We start from the raw sequence: 16,485 nt of genomic DNA, 5'->3' as shown, positions 1-16,485 counted from the left end.
CGCGCGTCTCAGGAGAGCGCGGCCTCCGCGGCGGCCAGGAACGTGTCGTTCTCCTCGGGCGTGCCGACCGTGACGCGTACCCCGTCGCCGGCGAACGGCCGCACGATCACGCCGGCCCGCTCGCACGCGCCCGCGAACGCGAGCGCGCGGTCGCCGAGGGGCAGCCACACGAAGTTGGACTGGCTTTCGGGTACGTCGGGCAGCAGCTTGCGCAGCGCCGGCAGCAACCGCTCGCGTTCGGCGACGACCAGGTCGGCGCGGCGCTGCATCTCCTCCGACTGGCCCAGCGCGGCCAGCGCGGCGGCCTGCGCGGCGCTGGAGGTGGAGAACGGCGTCGCTACCTTGCGGACCGCGGCCGCCACGGCCGGAGAGGCCACCAGGAACCCGATGCGCAGGCCAGCGAGCCCCCACGCCTTCGACAGGGTCCGCAGCACCACCACGTTGGGCCGGTCACCCGCGACGGCCAGGCCGTCGGGGACCTCCGGGTCGGTGACGAACTCGCGGTACGCCTCGTCGAGGACCACGAGCACGTCCTCCGGCACCGCGTCGAGGAAGCGCTCCAGCTCCGGCCGGCGGATCGCCGTACCCGTCGGGTTGTTGGGGTTGCAGACCAGCACCAGCCGGGTCTTGTCGGTGATCGCGGCGGCCATGGCCGGCAGGTCGTGGGCGTGCTCCGCCGTGTTCGGCACCCGCACGCTGGTCGTGGCGGCGGTCGCTGCGATGATCGGGTAGGCCTCGAAGGAGCGCCACGAGTACACGATCTCGTCGCCGGGCATGCAGGTGACGCGGGCCAGGTGCTCGGCGAGCGCGACGGAGCCGCAGCCCGTGGCGATCCGGTCGGGTTCGACGCCGCACCGCTCGGCGAGCGCCGCCCGCAGCGCGACGACGCCCATGTCCGGGTACCGGTGGACCCCGGCCGCGGCCTCGGTGATCGCCTCGACCACGCCGGGCAGGGGGCCGTACGGCACCTCGTTGCTGGCCAGCTTGATCGCGCCGGGCACGTTGCGGCCCGGCACGTAGTCAGGCAGGGCGTCGAGGTCTGGCCGGGTCAGGCGGCTCATTGCGGTCCTCCGCTCTTCTCATGTTTCACATCCACGACCACGGTGGCTGCCGACTTGTCGTGGAGAGCCTGGTGCAGTGGCTGGTTGATGGCGACGAACAGGCAGTCGATGAACTGGAACACGAACCCGATGCCGCAACAGGTCCACAGGAGCGTGGCGACCCCCATCGGGTTCCAGCGGCGCCACGAGCGGCCGAAGCCGAGCGGGCCGTCCGCCTCCAGCCGCAGCACCTTCAGGCCCAGCAGCCGCTTTCCGAGCGTCTGCCCGGAGTTGGCGACCGCCGGCACCTCGTACGCGAACCACAGCGCGGCGGCGATGGCGGTGATCGTGAAGGTCAACGACGAGATGTTCTGCGGCTGCGGCACGTCCTGGTAGGGCAGGTGCTCCTGCGCCCGCTGCAGGACCGCCCGGTAGTACGGCCAGAACTCCCGCCAGAACTGGTAGATGAACCAGCCGTTGACCACCGCGTTGATCAGGATCAGGACCGCGATGTCGACCAGCCGGGCGACCAGCCGCCGCCCGATGTCGGCGATCGGGTACCCGTGCGGGCGCGGCGCCGGCGCGAAGAGCCGCGCGTACGCGGGGTGGATCGGGTACCCGGGTGGCGGCTGGGCCCCGGGCGGCACCGGTACGCCAGGCGGTGGCCAGGGCGCACCGGCCGGCGGCCAGGGCGCACCGGCCGGCGGCCAGGGCGCACCGGTCCCGGGTGGGGGCGGTGGCGGACCGGCCGGCTGCGGCCCTCGCTGGGGAGCCGGCGTCTGCGGGGCCCGCACCTCCGGACCCGGTGCCTCCGGAGCCTGCGCACCTCCCGTGTTCGCGCCTCCCGCGGTGGTACCTCCCGTGGTATCTGCCGCGGTCGGGCCCTCGGGGGCGGCCGCGGGAGGCGCGCTCGGCGGTGGTGGTCCGGGGGGCGGCGTGGCCTCGATCGGCAGCGGATCGCCGACCCAGCCCTCGCCGTCCCAGTACCGCTGGGTCGTCGGCTCGGTCGGGTCCTTGTACCAGCCCGGCTTGATCTCGCTCACGGAGTCACCTGTACCACGGGAGCTCGGCTGGGCTGCTGTCCAGCGGGTTGCGTCACCCAGACAGTGTTACAGGTTGCCCCGACGCTCCTGCTCGCGCTCGATGGCTTCGAACAGCGCCTTGAAGTTCCCCTTGCCGAAGCCCAGCGAGCCGTGGCGCTCGATCAGCTCGAAGAACACGGTCGGACGGTCCTGCACCGGCGCGGTGAAGATCTGCAGCAGGTATCCGTCCTCGTCCCGGTCGACCAGGATCTTGCGCGCCTTCAGCTCCTCGATCGGTACGCGTACCTCGCCGATGCGGGCGCGCAGCTCCGGGTCGTCGTAGTACGAGTCGGGCGTGTCCAGGAACTCCACGCCGGCCGAGCGCATCGCGTCGACGCTGGCGATGATGTCGTTGGTGGCGACGGCGATGTGCTGGGCGCCGGGGCCGCCGTAGAACTCGAGGTACTCGTCGATCTGCGACTTGCGCTGCGAGATCGCCGGCTCGTTGAGCGGGAACTTGACCTTGCGGGTGCCGTTCGCGACGACCTTGCTCATCAGCGCCGAGTAGTCGGTGGCGATGTCGTCGCCGATGAACTCGGCCATGTTGGTGAAGCCCATGACCCGCTTGTAGAAGGCGACCCACTCGTCCATTCGGCCGAGCTCGACGTTGCCGACGATGTGGTCGACGGCCTGGAAGTAGCGCTTGGGGCCGACGGGGTCGCGCCGCACGATCGGGTCCCGGGCGACGAAGCCGGGCAGGAACGGGCCGGTGTACTTCGACCGGTCGATCAGGGTGTGCCGGGTCTCGCCGTACGTCGCGATCGCGGCGACCCGGACCGTGCCGTGCTCGTCGGTCAGGTCCTGCGGCTCCTGCAGTCCGGTCGCGCCCTGGGAGATCGCGTACTGGTACGCCTTGTCCACGTCGGGCACCTCGAGGGCGATGTCGACGATGCCGTCGCCGTGCCGGGCGTAGTGCTGGGTCGCCTCGGACCGGGCGTGTACCCCGCCCACGAGCACGAACCTGGCGGAGCCGGAGATCAGCACGTACTCGGCGTGGTCGCGGTAACCCTGCTCCGGGCCGCGGTACGCGACGCAGGTCATGCCGAAGGCGGTCGAGTAGTAGTGCGCCGACTGCTTGGCGTTGCCGACGTAGAAGCGGACGTGGTCGAGCCCCTTCACCGGGAACGGGTCGCCCGCGATGTCGTGGGCGACGGCGCCGATGAGCCGGTCGACGTCGTCGGCGTGGTCTTCGGTGATCTCGGGGCGATCGATCGCCTGGGTCATCGTTGACTCCCTCCGGTGTGTGTTGGGCAACAGCGTCAACCAGGCGTCCTCGCTGGGCAACTGCAACTATTCTCGGTGGTCAGCTTGTACAGATCGTCGACCGGATCCCGTGGAGGGGTGGTCAAGTTGTCCATCGACGCACTGGACGCGCGCCTGCTTGCGCTACTGGCCGACGAGCCGCGGATCGGGGTGCTCGAGTGTTCCCGGCGGCTGCGGGTGGCGCGGGGGACCGTGCAGGCCCGGCTCGACAAGCTGGTCGAGCGCGGCGTCGTCCGCGGCTTCGGCCCGGAGATCGACGCGGCCGCGCTGGGCTACGGCGTGACGGCGTTCGTCACGCTGGAGATCAGTCAGCGTTATGGGCACGACCCGGTCGCCGCCCACCTCGCCGAGATCCCCGAGGTGCTCGAGGCGTACACGATCACCGGCTCGGGCGACCTGCTCTGCCGGATCGTCGCGCGCTCCAACAGCGACCTGCAGCGGGTGATCGACCGGGTCGTCGGCTACGAGGGGATCGTGCGGGCCTCGACGATCATCGCGCTGGCCGAACAGATCCCGTACCGCACGCTTCCGTTGGTGCGCGAGGCCGCCGCACCACCCTCCTCATGATCTGCGAAGGATTTTCCGCCTCAGGACACGGAAAATCCTTCAGGATCATGAGAGGGGGTGCCGGCGAGCAGGTGGGCGTTCATCGCGCGCGCCTCGCCCGCCAGTTCGGGGAGCTGGACGACCTCCACCCCGGCGGTGCCGAGCTCTTCGACTCCCCGCCCGTTGACGAACAGCGCCGGTTCCCGCCACGCGTACACCACCCGGGGGATGCCGGCCGCGCGGATCAGGGTGGCGCAGGGCGCCGACCGGGATCTGCGGACGCTGCACGGCTCGAGCGAGCTGTAAATGGTGGCGCCCGCCAGCCGGGGGTCGGCCGGGTCGACCTTGGCCAGGGCCGCCTCCTCGGCGTGAACGACCTCGTCGCTTTCCCGGGAGTACCCGCGTGCGATCTCGCGGCCGGCGGCGTCCACGATGACCGCGCCGACCGAGTACGCGGTCTGCGACGGCGGGCAGCGCCACGCCTCGGCGATCGCGACCCGCAGCCAGTGCCGGTCGACCGCCGCCTGCGACAGCAGGTACCGCAGGACCGTGACGCCGCCCAGGTCGGTGACGCCGGCCAGCACCGGCTGGCGGCCACCGGGAGCGCCGGTGAACCGGGGCGCGCCCGGCTCGCCGACGAGGCGGGGCGCGACCGCCAGTCGCAGCTCGTCGGCCAGGTCGCCGGCGAGCAGTTGGCGCAGGATCTCCGCACCGCCCTCCACCAGCAGCCGCTGGACGCCCCGGGCGGCCAGGTCGGCGAGGACCGCGCGCAGGCCGTCGGCGGCGACGAGGGTGGCCACGCCGGCGAGCCGGGCCGGCGGCGTCGGGGCGTAGACCAGCTTCTCGGCGTCGCCGACAGTGAAGAAGTTGCTGGCCGCATCGAGGTCGCCGCTGGTGGTGACGGCCACTTTCAGCGGGTCCGGCGGCAGTGCCCGGGCCACCCGGGCGGCGCGGCGGGCCGGGTCCCGGACGACCAGCCGCGGATTGTCCCGGCGGATCGTGTTGGCGCCGACCAGGATCGCGTCGCAGTCGGCGCGTAGTTGATCCACGGCGTCGAAGTCGGCCTCGTTGGACAGCAGCAGTCGCTGGGCGCTCGTGTCGTCGAGGTAACCGTCGATGGAGACCGCGCAGCTGAGCAGCGTGTACGGCCGGCTCATCACGCGTACCAGTCTGCCATCGCGCCGGTCGCGGTGATGCGCGGACGCCGGGTGACGGTACCCGGATCGTGGCGTCCACCCGGGCTCGAGGGAAGTTGTGGCCTTCGACACGTCCCGAGGCCACAACTTCCCGCAAGTTGTGATAAGAGGCCGGACCGACGGCGCTACGCTCGCGCTCATGCCCGAGTTCGCCTATGCGCCCCTGCTTCCTCTCGGCCCCGACACGACCGAGTACCGACTGGTCACCACCGATGGCGTCAACCTCGTCGACGGGCCCGGTGGCCGTCGGTTCCTGGAGGTCGCGCCGGAGGCGCTGACGCGCCTGACCGACGAGGCGATGCACGACATCGCGCATTTCCTGCGGCCGGCCCACCTCGCCCAGCTGCGCTCGATCATCGACGACCCGGCGGCCTCGCCCAACGACCGGTTCGTCGCGCTCGACCTGCTCCGCAACGCCAACATCGCGGCCGGCGGGGTGCTGCCGATGTGCCAGGACACCGGCACCGCGATCGTGATGGGCAAGCGCGGCAGGTTCGTGCTCACCGACGGGCGCGACGAGGAGGCCATCGCGCGTGGTGTGTACGACGCGTACACCCGGCTGAACCTCCGCTACTCGCAGCTCGCCCCACTGACCATGTGGGACGAGAAGAACACCGGCTCCAACCTGCCGGCGCAGATCGAGATCTACGCCGAAGGCGACGACGCCTACAAGTTCCTGTTCATGGCCAAGGGCGGCGGCTCGGCGAACAAGAGCTACCTGTACCAGGAGACCAAGGCGCTGCTGAACCCGAAGCGGATGATGCAGTTCCTGGAGGAGAAGCTGCGCCTGATCGGGACGGCCGCCTGCCCGCCGTACCACCTCGCGATCGTGATCGGCGGCACCAGCGCCGAGTACGCCCTCAAGACGGCGAAGTACGCGTCGGCGAAGTACCTCGACGGTCTGCCGACGAGCGGCGACATGACCGCCCACGGCTTCCGCGACCTCGAGCTCGAAGCCGAGGTCCTGGAGCTGACCCGCAACTTCGGCATCGGCGCGCAGTTCGGCGGCCGGTACTTCTGCCACGACGTACGCGTCGTCCGGCTGCCCCGCCACGGCGCGTCGTGCCCGGTGGCGATCGCGGTGTCCTGCTCGGCCGACCGGCAGGCGGTAGCCAAGATCAACGCCGAGGGTGTGTGGCTGGAGCAGCTCGAGCGGGACCCGGCGCGGTTCCTGCCAGAGGTGACCGAGGCCGACACGTCCGACGAGGTCGTCCGTATCGACCTCAACCGCCCGATGGCCGAGATCCGGGCGGAGCTCGCGAAGTACCCGGTCAAGACGCGGCTGTCGCTGACCGGCCCGCTGGTCGTCGCCCGCGACATCGCCCACGCCAAGATCGCCGAGCGGCTCGACGCGGGCGAGCCGATGCCCGACTACCTGCGCGACCACGCCGTCTACTACGCCGGCCCGGCGAAGACCCCCGACGGGTACGCCTCCGGCTCGTTCGGACCGACGACCGCCGGGCGCATGGACGCGTACGTGGAGAAGTTCCAGGCCGCCGGCGGCTCGATGGTCATGCTCGCCAAGGGCAACCGCTCCAAGCAGGTCACCGACGCCTGCCAGCGGTACGGCGGCTTCTACCTCGGCTCCATCGGCGGCCCGGCCGCGCGCCTGGCCCAGGACTGCATCAAGCACGTGGAGGTCCTGGAGTACCCGGAGCTCGGCATGGAGGCGATCTGGAAGATCGAGGTCGTCGACTTCCCCGCCTTCATCGTGGTCGACGACAAGGGCAACGACTTCTTCGCCGAGACCAGCCAGCCGGTGCTGACGATCGGCAGGCGCTGACGCCGTGGGTGGTGCCGGCCACTGGAGGGTTCGGTCGGCACCACCCACCACCTCGTGATCCGAAGCCACCGTTTCGGACCACTGCCTCGGGCGAGCGCTGGCTTCCTCCCAGGTTCGCTCACGCGCGAATCCAGCGCTCAGCTCGTCACCAGCATGCTGCCGCAGACCTCTGTCGTATCGCTCTCATCGGTCTACCGAGTTGGACCGTCGTCAATCCGTCCGCAGTAGGAAATGTGATTGATCGTGGGCGACGGAACGTGGGTACTGTCGGCCCCTCGGGATAGTGTGCGGACGCACCATCCCACGCAGGAGGTGGCATGCGGTTCGGCATCCTGGGCGCACTCCGGATCCGGGTAGGTGACACGGAGACGACCCTGGTCGCGGGCCGGGAACGCACCGTGCTCGCCATGCTGTTGCTGTACGCGGGCAAGGTCGTGCCCGTCGAGCGCCTGGCCGAGGCGGTGTGGGGCGAGACACCACCGCCCACGATGCGGGCGCAGGTGCACAGCTGCGTCTCGCGGCTGCGCCGGGCGCTGCGCCGCAGCGGTATCCACGACGAGGTCATCGTCACCGATCCGGCCGGGTACGTCGCCCGCGTCGCGGCGAGCGACCTCGACTCCCTTGTCTTCGCGCAGCTGGTGGCCGACGGGCGGCGGTCCGCGGCGGCCGGTCGGCTCGAGGAGGCACGGGTCCACCTGCGCGCCGCGCTCGCGCTGTGGCGCGGGCCGGCGGCAGCCGGCATCGGCAGCCGTCAGATCGAGATCGCCGCCGCCGGTCTGGAGGAGCAGCGTTCGGCCGTGCTCGAGGACTGCGTCGACATCGAGCTCCGGCTGGATCTGGCGCATGAACTGGTGGGTGAGCTGACCGGCCTGGTCGAGCGCTTCCCGGTCCGGGAGCGGCTGCGGGGTCAGCTCATGCTCGCGTTGTACCGGGTCGGCCGGCAGGCCGACGCCCTCGCCGTCTACCGGCAGGGGCGCGACGCCCTCGCCGACGAGCTCGGCCTCGAGCCGGGCCCGCAACTGCAGGAGCTGCACCGGCGCATCCTCAACCGCGATCCGGCCCTGCTGGTGGGCGACGGCGCCGAGCCGCCCACCGCCGCACCCCGGCCGGCCGCGCGGCACGCCCTGCCACGCGACGTCGTCGACTTCACCGGCCGGGAGGAGCAGGTCGCCCGGCTGTTGGGCTTCGTGCCGGCCGATCCGCAGGAGGGTCCCGCCACCCCCGTCATCGAGGTCATCGACGGCATGGCCGGGACCGGTAAGACCAGCCTCGCGGTGCACGTGGCGCACCTGGTCGCCGACCGGTATCCGGACGCCCAGCTGTTCATCGATCTGCATGGGCACAGCGACCGGGCCCCGGTCGTTCCGGGGCGTGCGCTGGACACGCTGCTGCGGCAGCTCGGCATCGCCGCCGACCGGATCCCCGAACGGCTCGACGAACGCGTGACGCTGTGGCGCAGCGAGTTGGCGACCCGCCGCGCGCTGGTCGTGCTCGACAACGCGGCCGACTCCGCGCAGGTGCTGCCACTGCTGCCGGGCGGCTCACGGGGGCTGACCCTGGTCACCAGCCGGCGGCGGCTGACCGGCCTCGACGGCGTGCACCACCTGTCGCTCGACGTCCTCGACGCCGCTGAGTCCGTACGGCTGCTGGCCCGCGTGGCCGGTGACCGGGTGGACACCGAGCCGGCCGCGGCGGCCGAGGTCGCACGGCTGTGCGGCTACCTGCCGCTCGCGCTGCGCCTGGCGGCGGCCCGGCTGGTGCACCGGCCATCATGGACGGTCGGTGACCTGGCCGACCGGCTGCGGGGCGCCGGGGCGCCGCTGTCCGAACTGGCCGTCGAAGGGCGCACCGTCTCCGCCGCGTTCGCCCTGTCGTACCAGCACCTCGACGAGTCGGCGCAGCGGGTGTTCCGGCTGCTCGGCGTGCATCCACCCAACGGGTTCGACGCCTACGCCGCCGCGGCGCTGGCCGACCTCGACGTCGACCGGGCCGACGACATCCTCGAAGAGCTGGTCGACGCGCACCTGCTCGAATCGCCGTCGGCGCGGCGGTACCGGCTGCACGACCTGCTCCACGAGTACGCCTGGGAGCTGGCCGTCGAGGAGGAACCGGAGGTCGAGCGGGAGGCGGCAGCCGGGCGGATGATCGACCACTACCTGCACACGGGCTTCCGGGCGACCGGCTTTCTCGAGCTCACCTACACCCGGCAGGAGCTCGAGCTGCCCGACCCGCCCCGCGGGATTCCCGACATCGCCAGCGAGGGAGAGGCGTTCGCCTGGCTCGAGCGCGAACGGTCCAACGCGATGGCGGTCGCCCGGCTCGCCGCCCGGCTGGGCCTGCACCGCCAGGTCTGTGGGCTGGCCCGCGCGTTGTGGATCTACCTCTGGCTCAACGGCTACGCCAACGAGCTGATCGAGATTCAGCAGCTGGCGCTCTCCTCGGCCGGCGCGCTCGGCGACGAGGCGGCCGTCGCCACGGCGCACAACTATCTGGCCGCCGGCCTGGTGCGGCGGGGGCACTGGACCGACGGGCTGGAACACCTGCACCGCGCGCTCGCCATCCGGCGGCGGCTGGGCGACGTGCCCGGGCAGGCGGCGACCCTCAGCAACCTCGGCATGACCTACCGCATCACCGGGCGGTATCCGGAGGCGGTCGACCACTTCCAGCAGCAGCTCGTACTCGCCCGCAGCCTGCCCTCCGACGTGCTCAGCCGGGGGCTCGCCGACCTCGGCCACGTCTATCAGTTGCTCGGGCGCTACGACGAGGCGCTCCGCCAGCACCGCAAGCATCTGGCCATGAGCCGGCAGACCGGCAACCGGTACCAGCAGGGGCTCGCGCTCAGCGAGATTGCCGCGGCCCATGTACGGATGGGGCATTACCGGGTGGCGGTGCTGCTGCTGAAGCGGGTCATGCAGTTGAAGGTCGAGGTCGGTAACCGGTACGGCATGGCCGAGTCGCTGTCCGACCTCGGCTCGGCGTACCGGGGTCTGGGCCGGTACACCGAGGCCGTCGACTGCCAGCGGCAGGCGCTCCGGCTGATGTGTGAGGTCGGCGACCCGGCCGGTGAGTGCCAGATCCTCAACGACCTCGGGATCACCCTCCGCGTCGTGGGTGAGCCCGGCGAGGCGAGTGAGATGCACAGACAGGCGCTCACCCTGGCCGAGAGGCTCGGTCTGCGGCACCACCAGGCGCGGGCGCACCGCGGGCTGGCCGAGATCTGGGAGGACACCGACCCGGCGCTGGCCCGCGAGCAATGGACGGCCGCGCTCCAGCTGTTCACCGACCTGGGGGTCCCGGAACGCCACGAGGCGGAGCGCCGCCTGGCCGACCTCGATCACGGGCCGCGCCGGCTGCGTGTGCCGCGGCAGCGCGTCGTCCGCGAGGTGCCGGCCCGCATCCTCCGGCCTCCGCACAGCGTAGGCGCCTGAGCAGGCGATTCAGGATTGGCTGACCGCCTGGTTGGGCACGAAGGAGGGCATGGTGGAGTACCGCATCGAGCGCGACACGATGGGTGAGGTCCAGGTCCCGGCCGACGCCCTGTACCGGGCCCAGACCCAGCGGGCCGTGGAGAACTTCCCGATCTCCGGCGTCCGGCTGGAGCGCCGGCACATCAAGGCGCTGGCCCACATCAAGGCCGCGGCGGCCGCGGTCAACGCGGAGCTGGGCGTGCTCGACCGGAAGGTGGCCGACGCGATCATCGCCGCCGCCGAGGAGGTGTGCGCCGGGCAGCACGACGACCAGTTCCCGGTGGACGTGTTCCAGACCGGCTCCGGCACCTCGTCGAACATGAACATGAACGAGGTGATCGCGTCGATCGCGGCCAACCGGCTGGCCATCGCGGTCCACCCCAACGACGACGTCAACGCCTCGCAGTCGTCCAACGACGTCTTCCCGTCCTCGGTGCACCTCGCCGCGACCGAGGCGATCGCGTGCGACCTGGTGCCCGCGCTCGAGCATCTGGCGACCGCGCTCGAGCGCAAGGCCGAGGAGTTCACCGGCGTCGTCAAGGCCGGCCGTACCCACCTGATGGACGCCACGCCGGTCACCCTGGGGCAGGAGTTCTCCGGGTACGCCACGCAGGTGCGCTACGGCATCGAGCGGTTGCAGACGACCCTGCCGCGGGTCGCGGAGCTCCCGCTGGGCGGCACCGCGGTCGGAACCGGCATCAACACCCCGCCCGGCTTCGCGCGCATGGTCATCGAGCTGCTCGTCTACGAGACCGGCCTGCCGCTCAGCGAAGCGCGTAACCACTTCGAGGCCCAGGGTGCCCGTGACGCGCTCGTGGAGGCCTCCGGTCAGCTGCGGACGATCGCCACCGGCCTGTACAAGATCGCGAACGACATCCGGTGGATGGGCTCAGGGCCCCGCGCCGGCCTGCGCGAGCTGGCCCTGCCCGACCTGCAGCCGGGATCGTCGATCATGCCCGGCAAGGTCAACCCGGTCGTCGCCGAGGCGGTCCGCCAGGTCTGCGCCCAGGTGTACGGCAACGACACCGCCGTCGCGTTCGCCGGTTCGCAGGGCGACTTCGAGCTCAACGTCATGGTGCCGGTGATCGCGCGCAACCTGCTGGAGTCGATCCGGCTGCTCACCAACGTCAGCAGGCTGCTCGCCGATCGGATGGTCGCCGGCCTGAGGGCGAACGAGGAGATCTGCCGGCGGTACGCGGAGAGCTCGCCGTCGATCGTCACGCCGCTCAACCGGTACGTGGGCTACGACGAGGCGGCCGCCATCGCCAAACAGGCGCTCAAGGAAGGCAAGACGATCCGCGAGGTCGTGATCGAGCGGGGTCACGTGAGGAGCGGGAAGATCAGCGAAGCGGATCTCGATCGGGTGCTGGACGTCCTCGCCATGACCCGGCCGGTGGCCGAGGAGTCCTAGGAGAGCGCCTTCGCCACCGCCGTCGCGGCCGACACCACGTGGGGGCCGACCACGTCGACGTCGAGGGCGGCGAGCGCCACCACGCCCACGCTCGCCTCCATCCCCTCGACCCCGGGTACGGCGGCGGCCACCCCGTACGCGCCGGGCTGCAGCTGGCCGGCGCTCGTCACGTACCCGTAGTCGCCGGCGCGTCCGGCGAGGATCGCCCGCCCGGCGGCGCCGAGTTCGAGCGTATGGCGGGAGCCCGACCGGTAGGCGACATGGAACTGCGTCCAGCTCGGCTCGACGACGACCAGCGCCAGCCCCTCGCCCCCCTCCGCGACCGTCAGATGGGCGGTCGCGCCGACCTGCTCCGCGAGGCGCCGCAGCGCCGGCAGCGCGGCGTCGGCGATCAGCGGCTGTGCCCGTCGCGCGAGCTGGAGAACTCCGGCGCCCAGCCGGAGCCGGCCGCCGCTGTCCCGGCGGATCATGCCGTGCTCGCCCAGCGTGGTCGCGAGCCGGTAGACGACGGCTCGGCTGACTCCGAGACGGGCCGCCGCCTCGGTCACCGTCAGCCCGGCGGACGCCTCCGCGACCAGTTGCAGTAGGCGCAGACCCCGGTCGAGAGTCTGGGCCGTCTCCATTGCCACTCGCAGAATCTACGCGCCGAGGCCGCGCTACGGGGTACCGATTTCAGTCCATATCCCGATAGGGATGCCGGGTGACCGGGCGTTGCCTACAGCGGCGGCTCCGGCGGCTACCCTGACAGTGTGACGTTGAGGCTGTACGACACCGCGACCCGCACGGTGCGGGACTTCGTCCCGCGTGTCCCCGGACAGGTGGGGCTCTACCTGTGTGGCCTCACGCTGCAGGGCGGGCCGCACATCGGTCACCTTCGCGGCGGCGTCAACTACGACGTGCTCCGGCGCTGGCTGACCCGGTCCGGATACCAGGTGCGGCTCATCCGCAACGTCACCGACATCGACGACAAGATCCTCGTGAAGTCGGTCGAAGCCGGTCAGCCGTTCTGGGCCATCGCGTACGCCAACGAGCGGCGGCTCGCCCGTGACTACGCGACCCTGGGCGTGCTGCCGCCGACCTACGAGCCGCGGGCCACCGGCCACATCCCCGAGATGATCGAGCTGATCAAGCTGCTGATCGAGAAGGGGCACGCGTACCCGGCCGAGGACGGCAGCGGCGACGTGTACTTCGACGTCCGCTCGTACCCGGCCTACGGGGCGCTGTCCGGTCAGCGCCTCGACGCGATGGAGCCGGCGGACGACGCGCCTGCGCGGGGCAAGCGCGACCCGCGCGACTTCGCTCTCTGGAAGGGCGCCAAGGCCGACGAGCCGGCCGAGGCCAACTGGCCGTCGCCCTGGGGTCCGGGCCGGCCGGGCTGGCACATCGAGTGCTCGGCCATGTCCTGGCGTTACCTCGGCGAGGAGTTCGACATCCACGGCGGCGGCCTGGACCTGACCTTCCCGCACCACGAGAACGAGATCGCGCAGTCGCGCGCGGCCGGGTTCGAGTTCGCGCGGTACTGGGTGCACGTCGCCCTGCTCAACCTCGGCGGCACCAAGATGGCCAAGTCGCTGGGGAACGTGCTCAACGTCGAGGCGCTGGTCGCCAAGGGCGTCCGGCCGGTCGAGCTGCGCTACTACATCACCGCGCCGCACTACCGCTCCGCCATCGACTACTCGGACGAGGCGCTGCAGGAGGCCGCCGCGGCCTACCGCCGGCTGGAGGGCTTCGTCCGGCGCGCTTCCGAACGGGTCGGCGCCGGCGAGGCCGGAGACCTGCCGGCCGAGTTCGTCGAGGCGATGAACGACGACCTGAACACGTCGAGGGCGCTCGCCGTGGCGCACGACACCGTCCGCGAGGGCAACGCCGCCCTGTCGGCCGGCGACGACGCGGCGGTGGCGGCGGCGCTCTCCTCGGTACGGGCGATGCTCGGCGTGCTCGGGCTCGACCCGCTCGACCCGCAGTGGACGAGCACGGCGACGTCGGGGCTGACCGGCGTGGTCGACTCGCTGGTCGCGCTGGCGCTCGAACAGCGGGCCGCGGCCCGCGCGCGTAAGGATTGGGTCGCGGCGGACGCCGTACGCGACCAGCTCAAGCAGGCCGGAATCGTCGTGGAGGACACGCCGACCGGTCCCCGTTGGACTCTTTCGGATGGTGCCTGATGGCCGGTAACTCCCAGCGTCGTGGTCGGCGCACGACGTCCCGCAAGGGGCCGACCGCCGGCTCCGGCGGCAAGAACCGGCAGGGGCTGGCCGGTCGCGGGCGCACCCTGCCCGCGTCCGAGCGGCCGTGGCACAAGGGGTACTCCGGCGACGAGCCGCTGCCCGAGCGCACCGCCTGGAAGCAGGAGAAGGAGCGGCGCAAGGCGGCGGCCGAGGGGCGTGCCCCGAAGGTCGGCACGCCCGGCCGGAAGGGCGCGCCCGCCAAGGGCGGCGGCTCGAAGGCGGGTCCCCGGGTCTCGCCGGGACGCAAGTCGACCCCGCCGAAGGACGCGCCGGAGCTACTGGTCGGCCGTAACCCCGTCCTGGAGGCGTTGCGCACGCACGTGCCGGCGACGGCGCTGTACATCGCGCAGGGCATCGACATCGACGACCGGGTCAACGAGATCGTCCGTACCGCCGCCGACCGGGGCATCCCGCTCATGGAGGTCAGCCGCGGCGAGCTCGACCGGATGACCGGTGGCGTGCTCCACCAGGGCATCGGGCTGCAGGTGCCGCCGTTCGCGTACGAGTCGTTCGACGACCTCGTCGCCGCCGCGTCCGAGAAGGTCGCGCCGCTGCTGGTGGCCCTCGACGGGGTCACCGATCCGCGGAACCTGGGCGCGATCGTCCGCTCCGCCGTCGCGTTCGGAGCGCACGGCGTGTTCTTCCCCGAACGGCGAGCCGCCGGTATGACGGCGACCGCGTGGCGCACCAGCGCCGGCGCGGCGGCCCGGATCCCGGTGTCGCAGGTGACCAATCTGACCCGGGCGCTCAAGGTGTGCCAGGACCAGGGCTACACGGTCGTCGGCCTCGACGCCGACGGCGAGGTCGAACTGTACGACCTCGAGGTGGCCGTCGAGCCGATCGTCCTCGTCGTCGGCTCCGAGGGGCGTGGACTGTCCCGGCTGGTCGGGGAGACCTGTGACCTGCGGGTGAGCATCCCGATGGCCTCCGAGATCGAGTCGCTCAACGCGTCGGTGGCCGCCGCGGTGACCCTGGCCGAGGTCGCCCGGCGCCGCGCGATCGAACCGACCGCCGTCTAGGTCCCCAGCACCGTTCCCTCTTGCGGGTGTGTCGCATCCGACGGTAATTGACCCGTTTCGCTGGTGATGAATCACGGGTACGTGAGTGCGGATGTAGACGAGATCACGCACGCGGGCTGGCCGTCGGCGAACGCTGAGGGGCCGGCCCGCGTATATCGCCGATGAGAGCCGCCCGTCGTTCTTTCGTGGGCGGCCGGGACATGGCGCGCCTGCGCCCATACGTCGGTCTTTAGGGGGTTTGAATCTGTGCGGGACATCATCTGGACCGTCGTCGCCACGGTCGCCGGAGCGGTGATCGCGTTGAGCCTGGTCGAGGTGACGCATCGGATCGTCTGCCGCCTCGGTCGGCGGTCCCGCCTGCTCGCCGCGCTGTCACGGCACTCACATCGACCGCTGCAGCTCGTGGCGACCCTCGCCGCCATCCGGATCGCGGTCCAGATAACGACCGGCCACGGGGCGGACCCGTACTGGCGGCGCGTCACCCTGCACGTCATCGCGTTGGCTCTCATCGCCGCCACCGCCTGGCTGGTCGCGTCCCTGCTGCTCGTCGTGCAGGACCGGGCGCTGACCCGGTTCCGGATGGACGTACCGAACAACCGGCAGGCGCGACGCATCCACACCCAGGTAGTCATGCTGCGCCGGGTCACCGTCGCGGTGATCTTCGTGCTGACCGTCGGAATCATGCTCATGACGTTCCCGAGCGTGCGTGGGATCGGCGCGAGCGTCCTCGCCTCGGCGGGTGTGATCGGTGCCGTCGCCGCCCTGGCCGCGCAGAGCATCCTGGGCAACGTGCTCGCCGGCCTTCAGCTGGCGTTCGGCGGTGCGGTCCGGCTCGACGACGTGGTCGTGGTCGAGGGGCAGTGGGGACGCATCGAAGAGCTCACTCTCAGCTACGTCGTCGTGCACCTCTGGGACGACCGCCGGTTGATCCTGCCCACCTCGTACTTCACGACCAAGCCGTTCGAGAACTGGACCCGGACCGGGTCGGCCGTGCTGGGCACGGTCGAGCTCGACGTCGACTGGTCGGTGCCGGTGCAGGCCGTACGCGAGGAGACGCGCCGGTTCATCGAAGGCAACGACCTGTGGGACGAGCGGGCGTGCGCCCTCCAGGTCACCGACGCGACCGGCGGCATGGTGCGGCTACGGGCCCTGGTCAGCGCGGTCAACGCGGGCAACCTGTGGGATCTGCGCTGCCAGGTCCGCGAGCACCTCGTCGCCTGGGTACGGGAACGGCAGCCGGCCGCCCTGCCACGGATGCGTGCCGAGGTGGGCGACGGCGTGTTCGCCTCCCGACGGTTCAAGCGGAACGGCCAGGAGCATGTCGACGACAGCGCGACCGGCCCGGACGACTCCCGGGTCTTCGGCGGGAGTGACGACGGCAGGGCGCGCGGGGAGACGTTCGGCAGCAGGACGGAGCCGGTCGAGGCGGCTTCGACCCGCTGACGGACACGAT

At 71.6% G+C, this 16,485-nt stretch carries 12 protein-coding genes and 1 pseudogene; 7 read left to right on the top strand and 6 right to left on the bottom strand.

What is annotated here, in order from left to right; all coding sequences use genetic code 11:
• Positions 1-8: 8 nt before the first annotated feature.
• The 3 genes from hisC to hppD all read right to left on the bottom strand — a co-directional run bounded on the left by hisC (position 9) and on the right by hppD (position 3,346).
• Positions 9-1,061 (bottom strand): histidinol-phosphate transaminase, encoded by a 1,053-nt coding sequence (gene hisC / locus HC031_RS29710; protein WP_167928762.1) that lies wholly within the window; start codon positions 1,059-1,061, stop codon positions 9-11.
• Positions 1,058-2,083: an RDD family protein gene (locus tag HC031_RS29705; protein ID WP_338090896.1), complete on the bottom strand. Its 1,026-nt coding sequence runs from the start codon at positions 2,081-2,083 to the stop codon at positions 1,058-1,060. The genes hisC and HC031_RS29705 overlap by 4 nt, the downstream gene beginning before the upstream one ends.
• A gap of 66 nt (positions 2,084-2,149) precedes the next feature.
• On the bottom strand, positions 2,150-3,346 hold the full coding sequence (hppD, locus tag HC031_RS29700) for a 4-hydroxyphenylpyruvate dioxygenase (protein WP_167928761.1): 1,197 nt from the start codon (positions 3,344-3,346) through the stop codon (positions 2,150-2,152).
• A gap of 117 nt (positions 3,347-3,463) precedes the next feature.
• Here hppD and HC031_RS29695 point away from each other — a divergent pair, with 117 nt between their 5' ends.
• Positions 3,464-3,952, top strand: coding sequence for an Lrp/AsnC ligand binding domain-containing protein (locus HC031_RS29695; RefSeq protein WP_167928760.1), 489 nt, complete (start codon positions 3,464-3,466; stop codon positions 3,950-3,952).
• Positions 3,953-3,972: 20 nt separating this feature from the next.
• On the opposite strand, the gene HC031_RS33650 is transcribed toward HC031_RS29695, so the two are convergent.
• Together HC031_RS33650 and HC031_RS33645 are read right to left on the bottom strand one after the other, a co-directional pair.
• Positions 3,973-4,467 (bottom strand): cytidine/deoxycytidylate deaminase family protein, encoded by a 495-nt coding sequence (locus HC031_RS33650; protein WP_420813703.1) that lies wholly within the window; start codon positions 4,465-4,467, stop codon positions 3,973-3,975.
• Positions 4,444-5,091: pseudogene (locus HC031_RS33645) on the bottom strand (RibD family protein); the annotation flags it as partial. The pseudogene HC031_RS33645 and the gene HC031_RS33650, both read right to left, overlap by 24 nt.
• Before the next feature lie 175 nt (positions 5,092-5,266).
• Here HC031_RS33645 and HC031_RS29685 point away from each other — a divergent pair.
• The 3 genes from HC031_RS29685 to HC031_RS29675 all read left to right on the top strand — a co-directional run bounded on the left by HC031_RS29685 (position 5,267) and on the right by HC031_RS29675 (position 11,788).
• A complete protein-coding gene (locus HC031_RS29685; RefSeq protein ID WP_167928759.1) occupies positions 5,267-6,910 on the top strand; it encodes a fumarate hydratase in 1,644 nt (547 codons plus the stop codon).
• Between the two features lie 317 nt (positions 6,911-7,227).
• Positions 7,228-10,338: an AfsR/SARP family transcriptional regulator gene (locus HC031_RS29680; protein ID WP_167928758.1), complete on the top strand. Its 3,111-nt coding sequence runs from the start codon at positions 7,228-7,230 to the stop codon at positions 10,336-10,338.
• A 79-nt stretch (positions 10,339-10,417) separates the two neighbouring features.
• Positions 10,418-11,788, top strand: coding sequence for a class II fumarate hydratase (locus tag HC031_RS29675; protein WP_240943203.1), 1,371 nt, complete (start codon positions 10,418-10,420; stop codon positions 11,786-11,788).
• Here HC031_RS29675 and HC031_RS29670 read toward each other — a convergent pair.
• Positions 11,785-12,411 (bottom strand): IclR family transcriptional regulator, encoded by a 627-nt coding sequence (locus tag HC031_RS29670; RefSeq protein ID WP_167928783.1) that lies wholly within the window; start codon positions 12,409-12,411, stop codon positions 11,785-11,787. The genes HC031_RS29675 and HC031_RS29670 overlap by 4 nt on opposite strands.
• Positions 12,412-12,537: 126 nt before the next feature.
• Here HC031_RS29670 and cysS point away from each other — a divergent pair, with 126 nt between their 5' ends.
• The 3 genes from cysS to HC031_RS29655 all read left to right on the top strand — a co-directional run bounded on the left by cysS (position 12,538) and on the right by HC031_RS29655 (position 16,475).
• Positions 12,538-13,950 (top strand): cysteine--tRNA ligase, encoded by a 1,413-nt coding sequence (gene cysS, locus HC031_RS29665; RefSeq protein ID WP_167928756.1) that lies wholly within the window; start codon positions 12,538-12,540, stop codon positions 13,948-13,950.
• Positions 13,950-15,032: a 23S rRNA (guanosine(2251)-2'-O)-methyltransferase RlmB gene (rlmB, locus tag HC031_RS29660; RefSeq protein ID WP_167928755.1), complete on the top strand. Its 1,083-nt coding sequence runs from the start codon at positions 13,950-13,952 to the stop codon at positions 15,030-15,032. The genes cysS and rlmB overlap by 1 nt, the downstream gene beginning before the upstream one ends.
• A gap of 246 nt (positions 15,033-15,278) precedes the next feature.
• Positions 15,279-16,475, top strand: a complete 1,197-nt coding sequence (locus tag HC031_RS29655; RefSeq protein ID WP_167928754.1) for a mechanosensitive ion channel domain-containing protein — start codon at positions 15,279-15,281, stop codon at positions 16,473-16,475.
• Positions 16,476-16,485: the final 10 nt, after the last annotated feature.

It is taken from the genome of Planosporangium thailandense (genome assembly GCF_011947195.1).
Taxonomy (GTDB): domain Bacteria; phylum Actinomycetota; class Actinomycetes; order Mycobacteriales; family Micromonosporaceae; genus Planosporangium; species Planosporangium thailandense.
This window is presented reverse-complemented; position numbering and strand designations above follow the sequence as displayed.

What these genes read in the sequence shown, in the direction of transcription:
- HC031_RS29680 (WP_167928758.1), top strand. Translation starts at nt 7,228, where the DNA reads ATGCGGTTCGGCATCCTGGGCGCACTCCGGATCCGGGTAGGTGACACG.
- HC031_RS29675 (WP_240943203.1), top strand. Translation starts at nt 10,418, where the DNA reads ATGGGTGAGGTCCAGGTCCCGGCCGACGCCCTGTACCGGGCCCAGACC.
- rlmB (WP_167928755.1), top strand. Translation starts at nt 13,950, where the DNA reads ATGGCCGGTAACTCCCAGCGTCGTGGTCGGCGCACGACGTCCCGCAAG.
- HC031_RS29685 (WP_167928759.1), top strand. Translation starts at nt 5,267, where the DNA reads ATGCCCGAGTTCGCCTATGCGCCCCTGCTTCCTCTCGGCCCCGACACG.
- HC031_RS29670 (WP_167928783.1), bottom strand. Translation starts at nt 12,411, where the DNA reads ATGGAGACGGCCCAGACTCTCGACCGGGGTCTGCGCCTACTGCAACTG.
- hisC (WP_167928762.1), bottom strand. Translation starts at nt 1,061, where the DNA reads ATGAGCCGCCTGACCCGGCCAGACCTCGACGCCCTGCCTGACTACGTG.
- hppD (WP_167928761.1), bottom strand. Translation starts at nt 3,346, where the DNA reads ATGACCCAGGCGATCGATCGCCCCGAGATCACCGAAGACCACGCCGAC.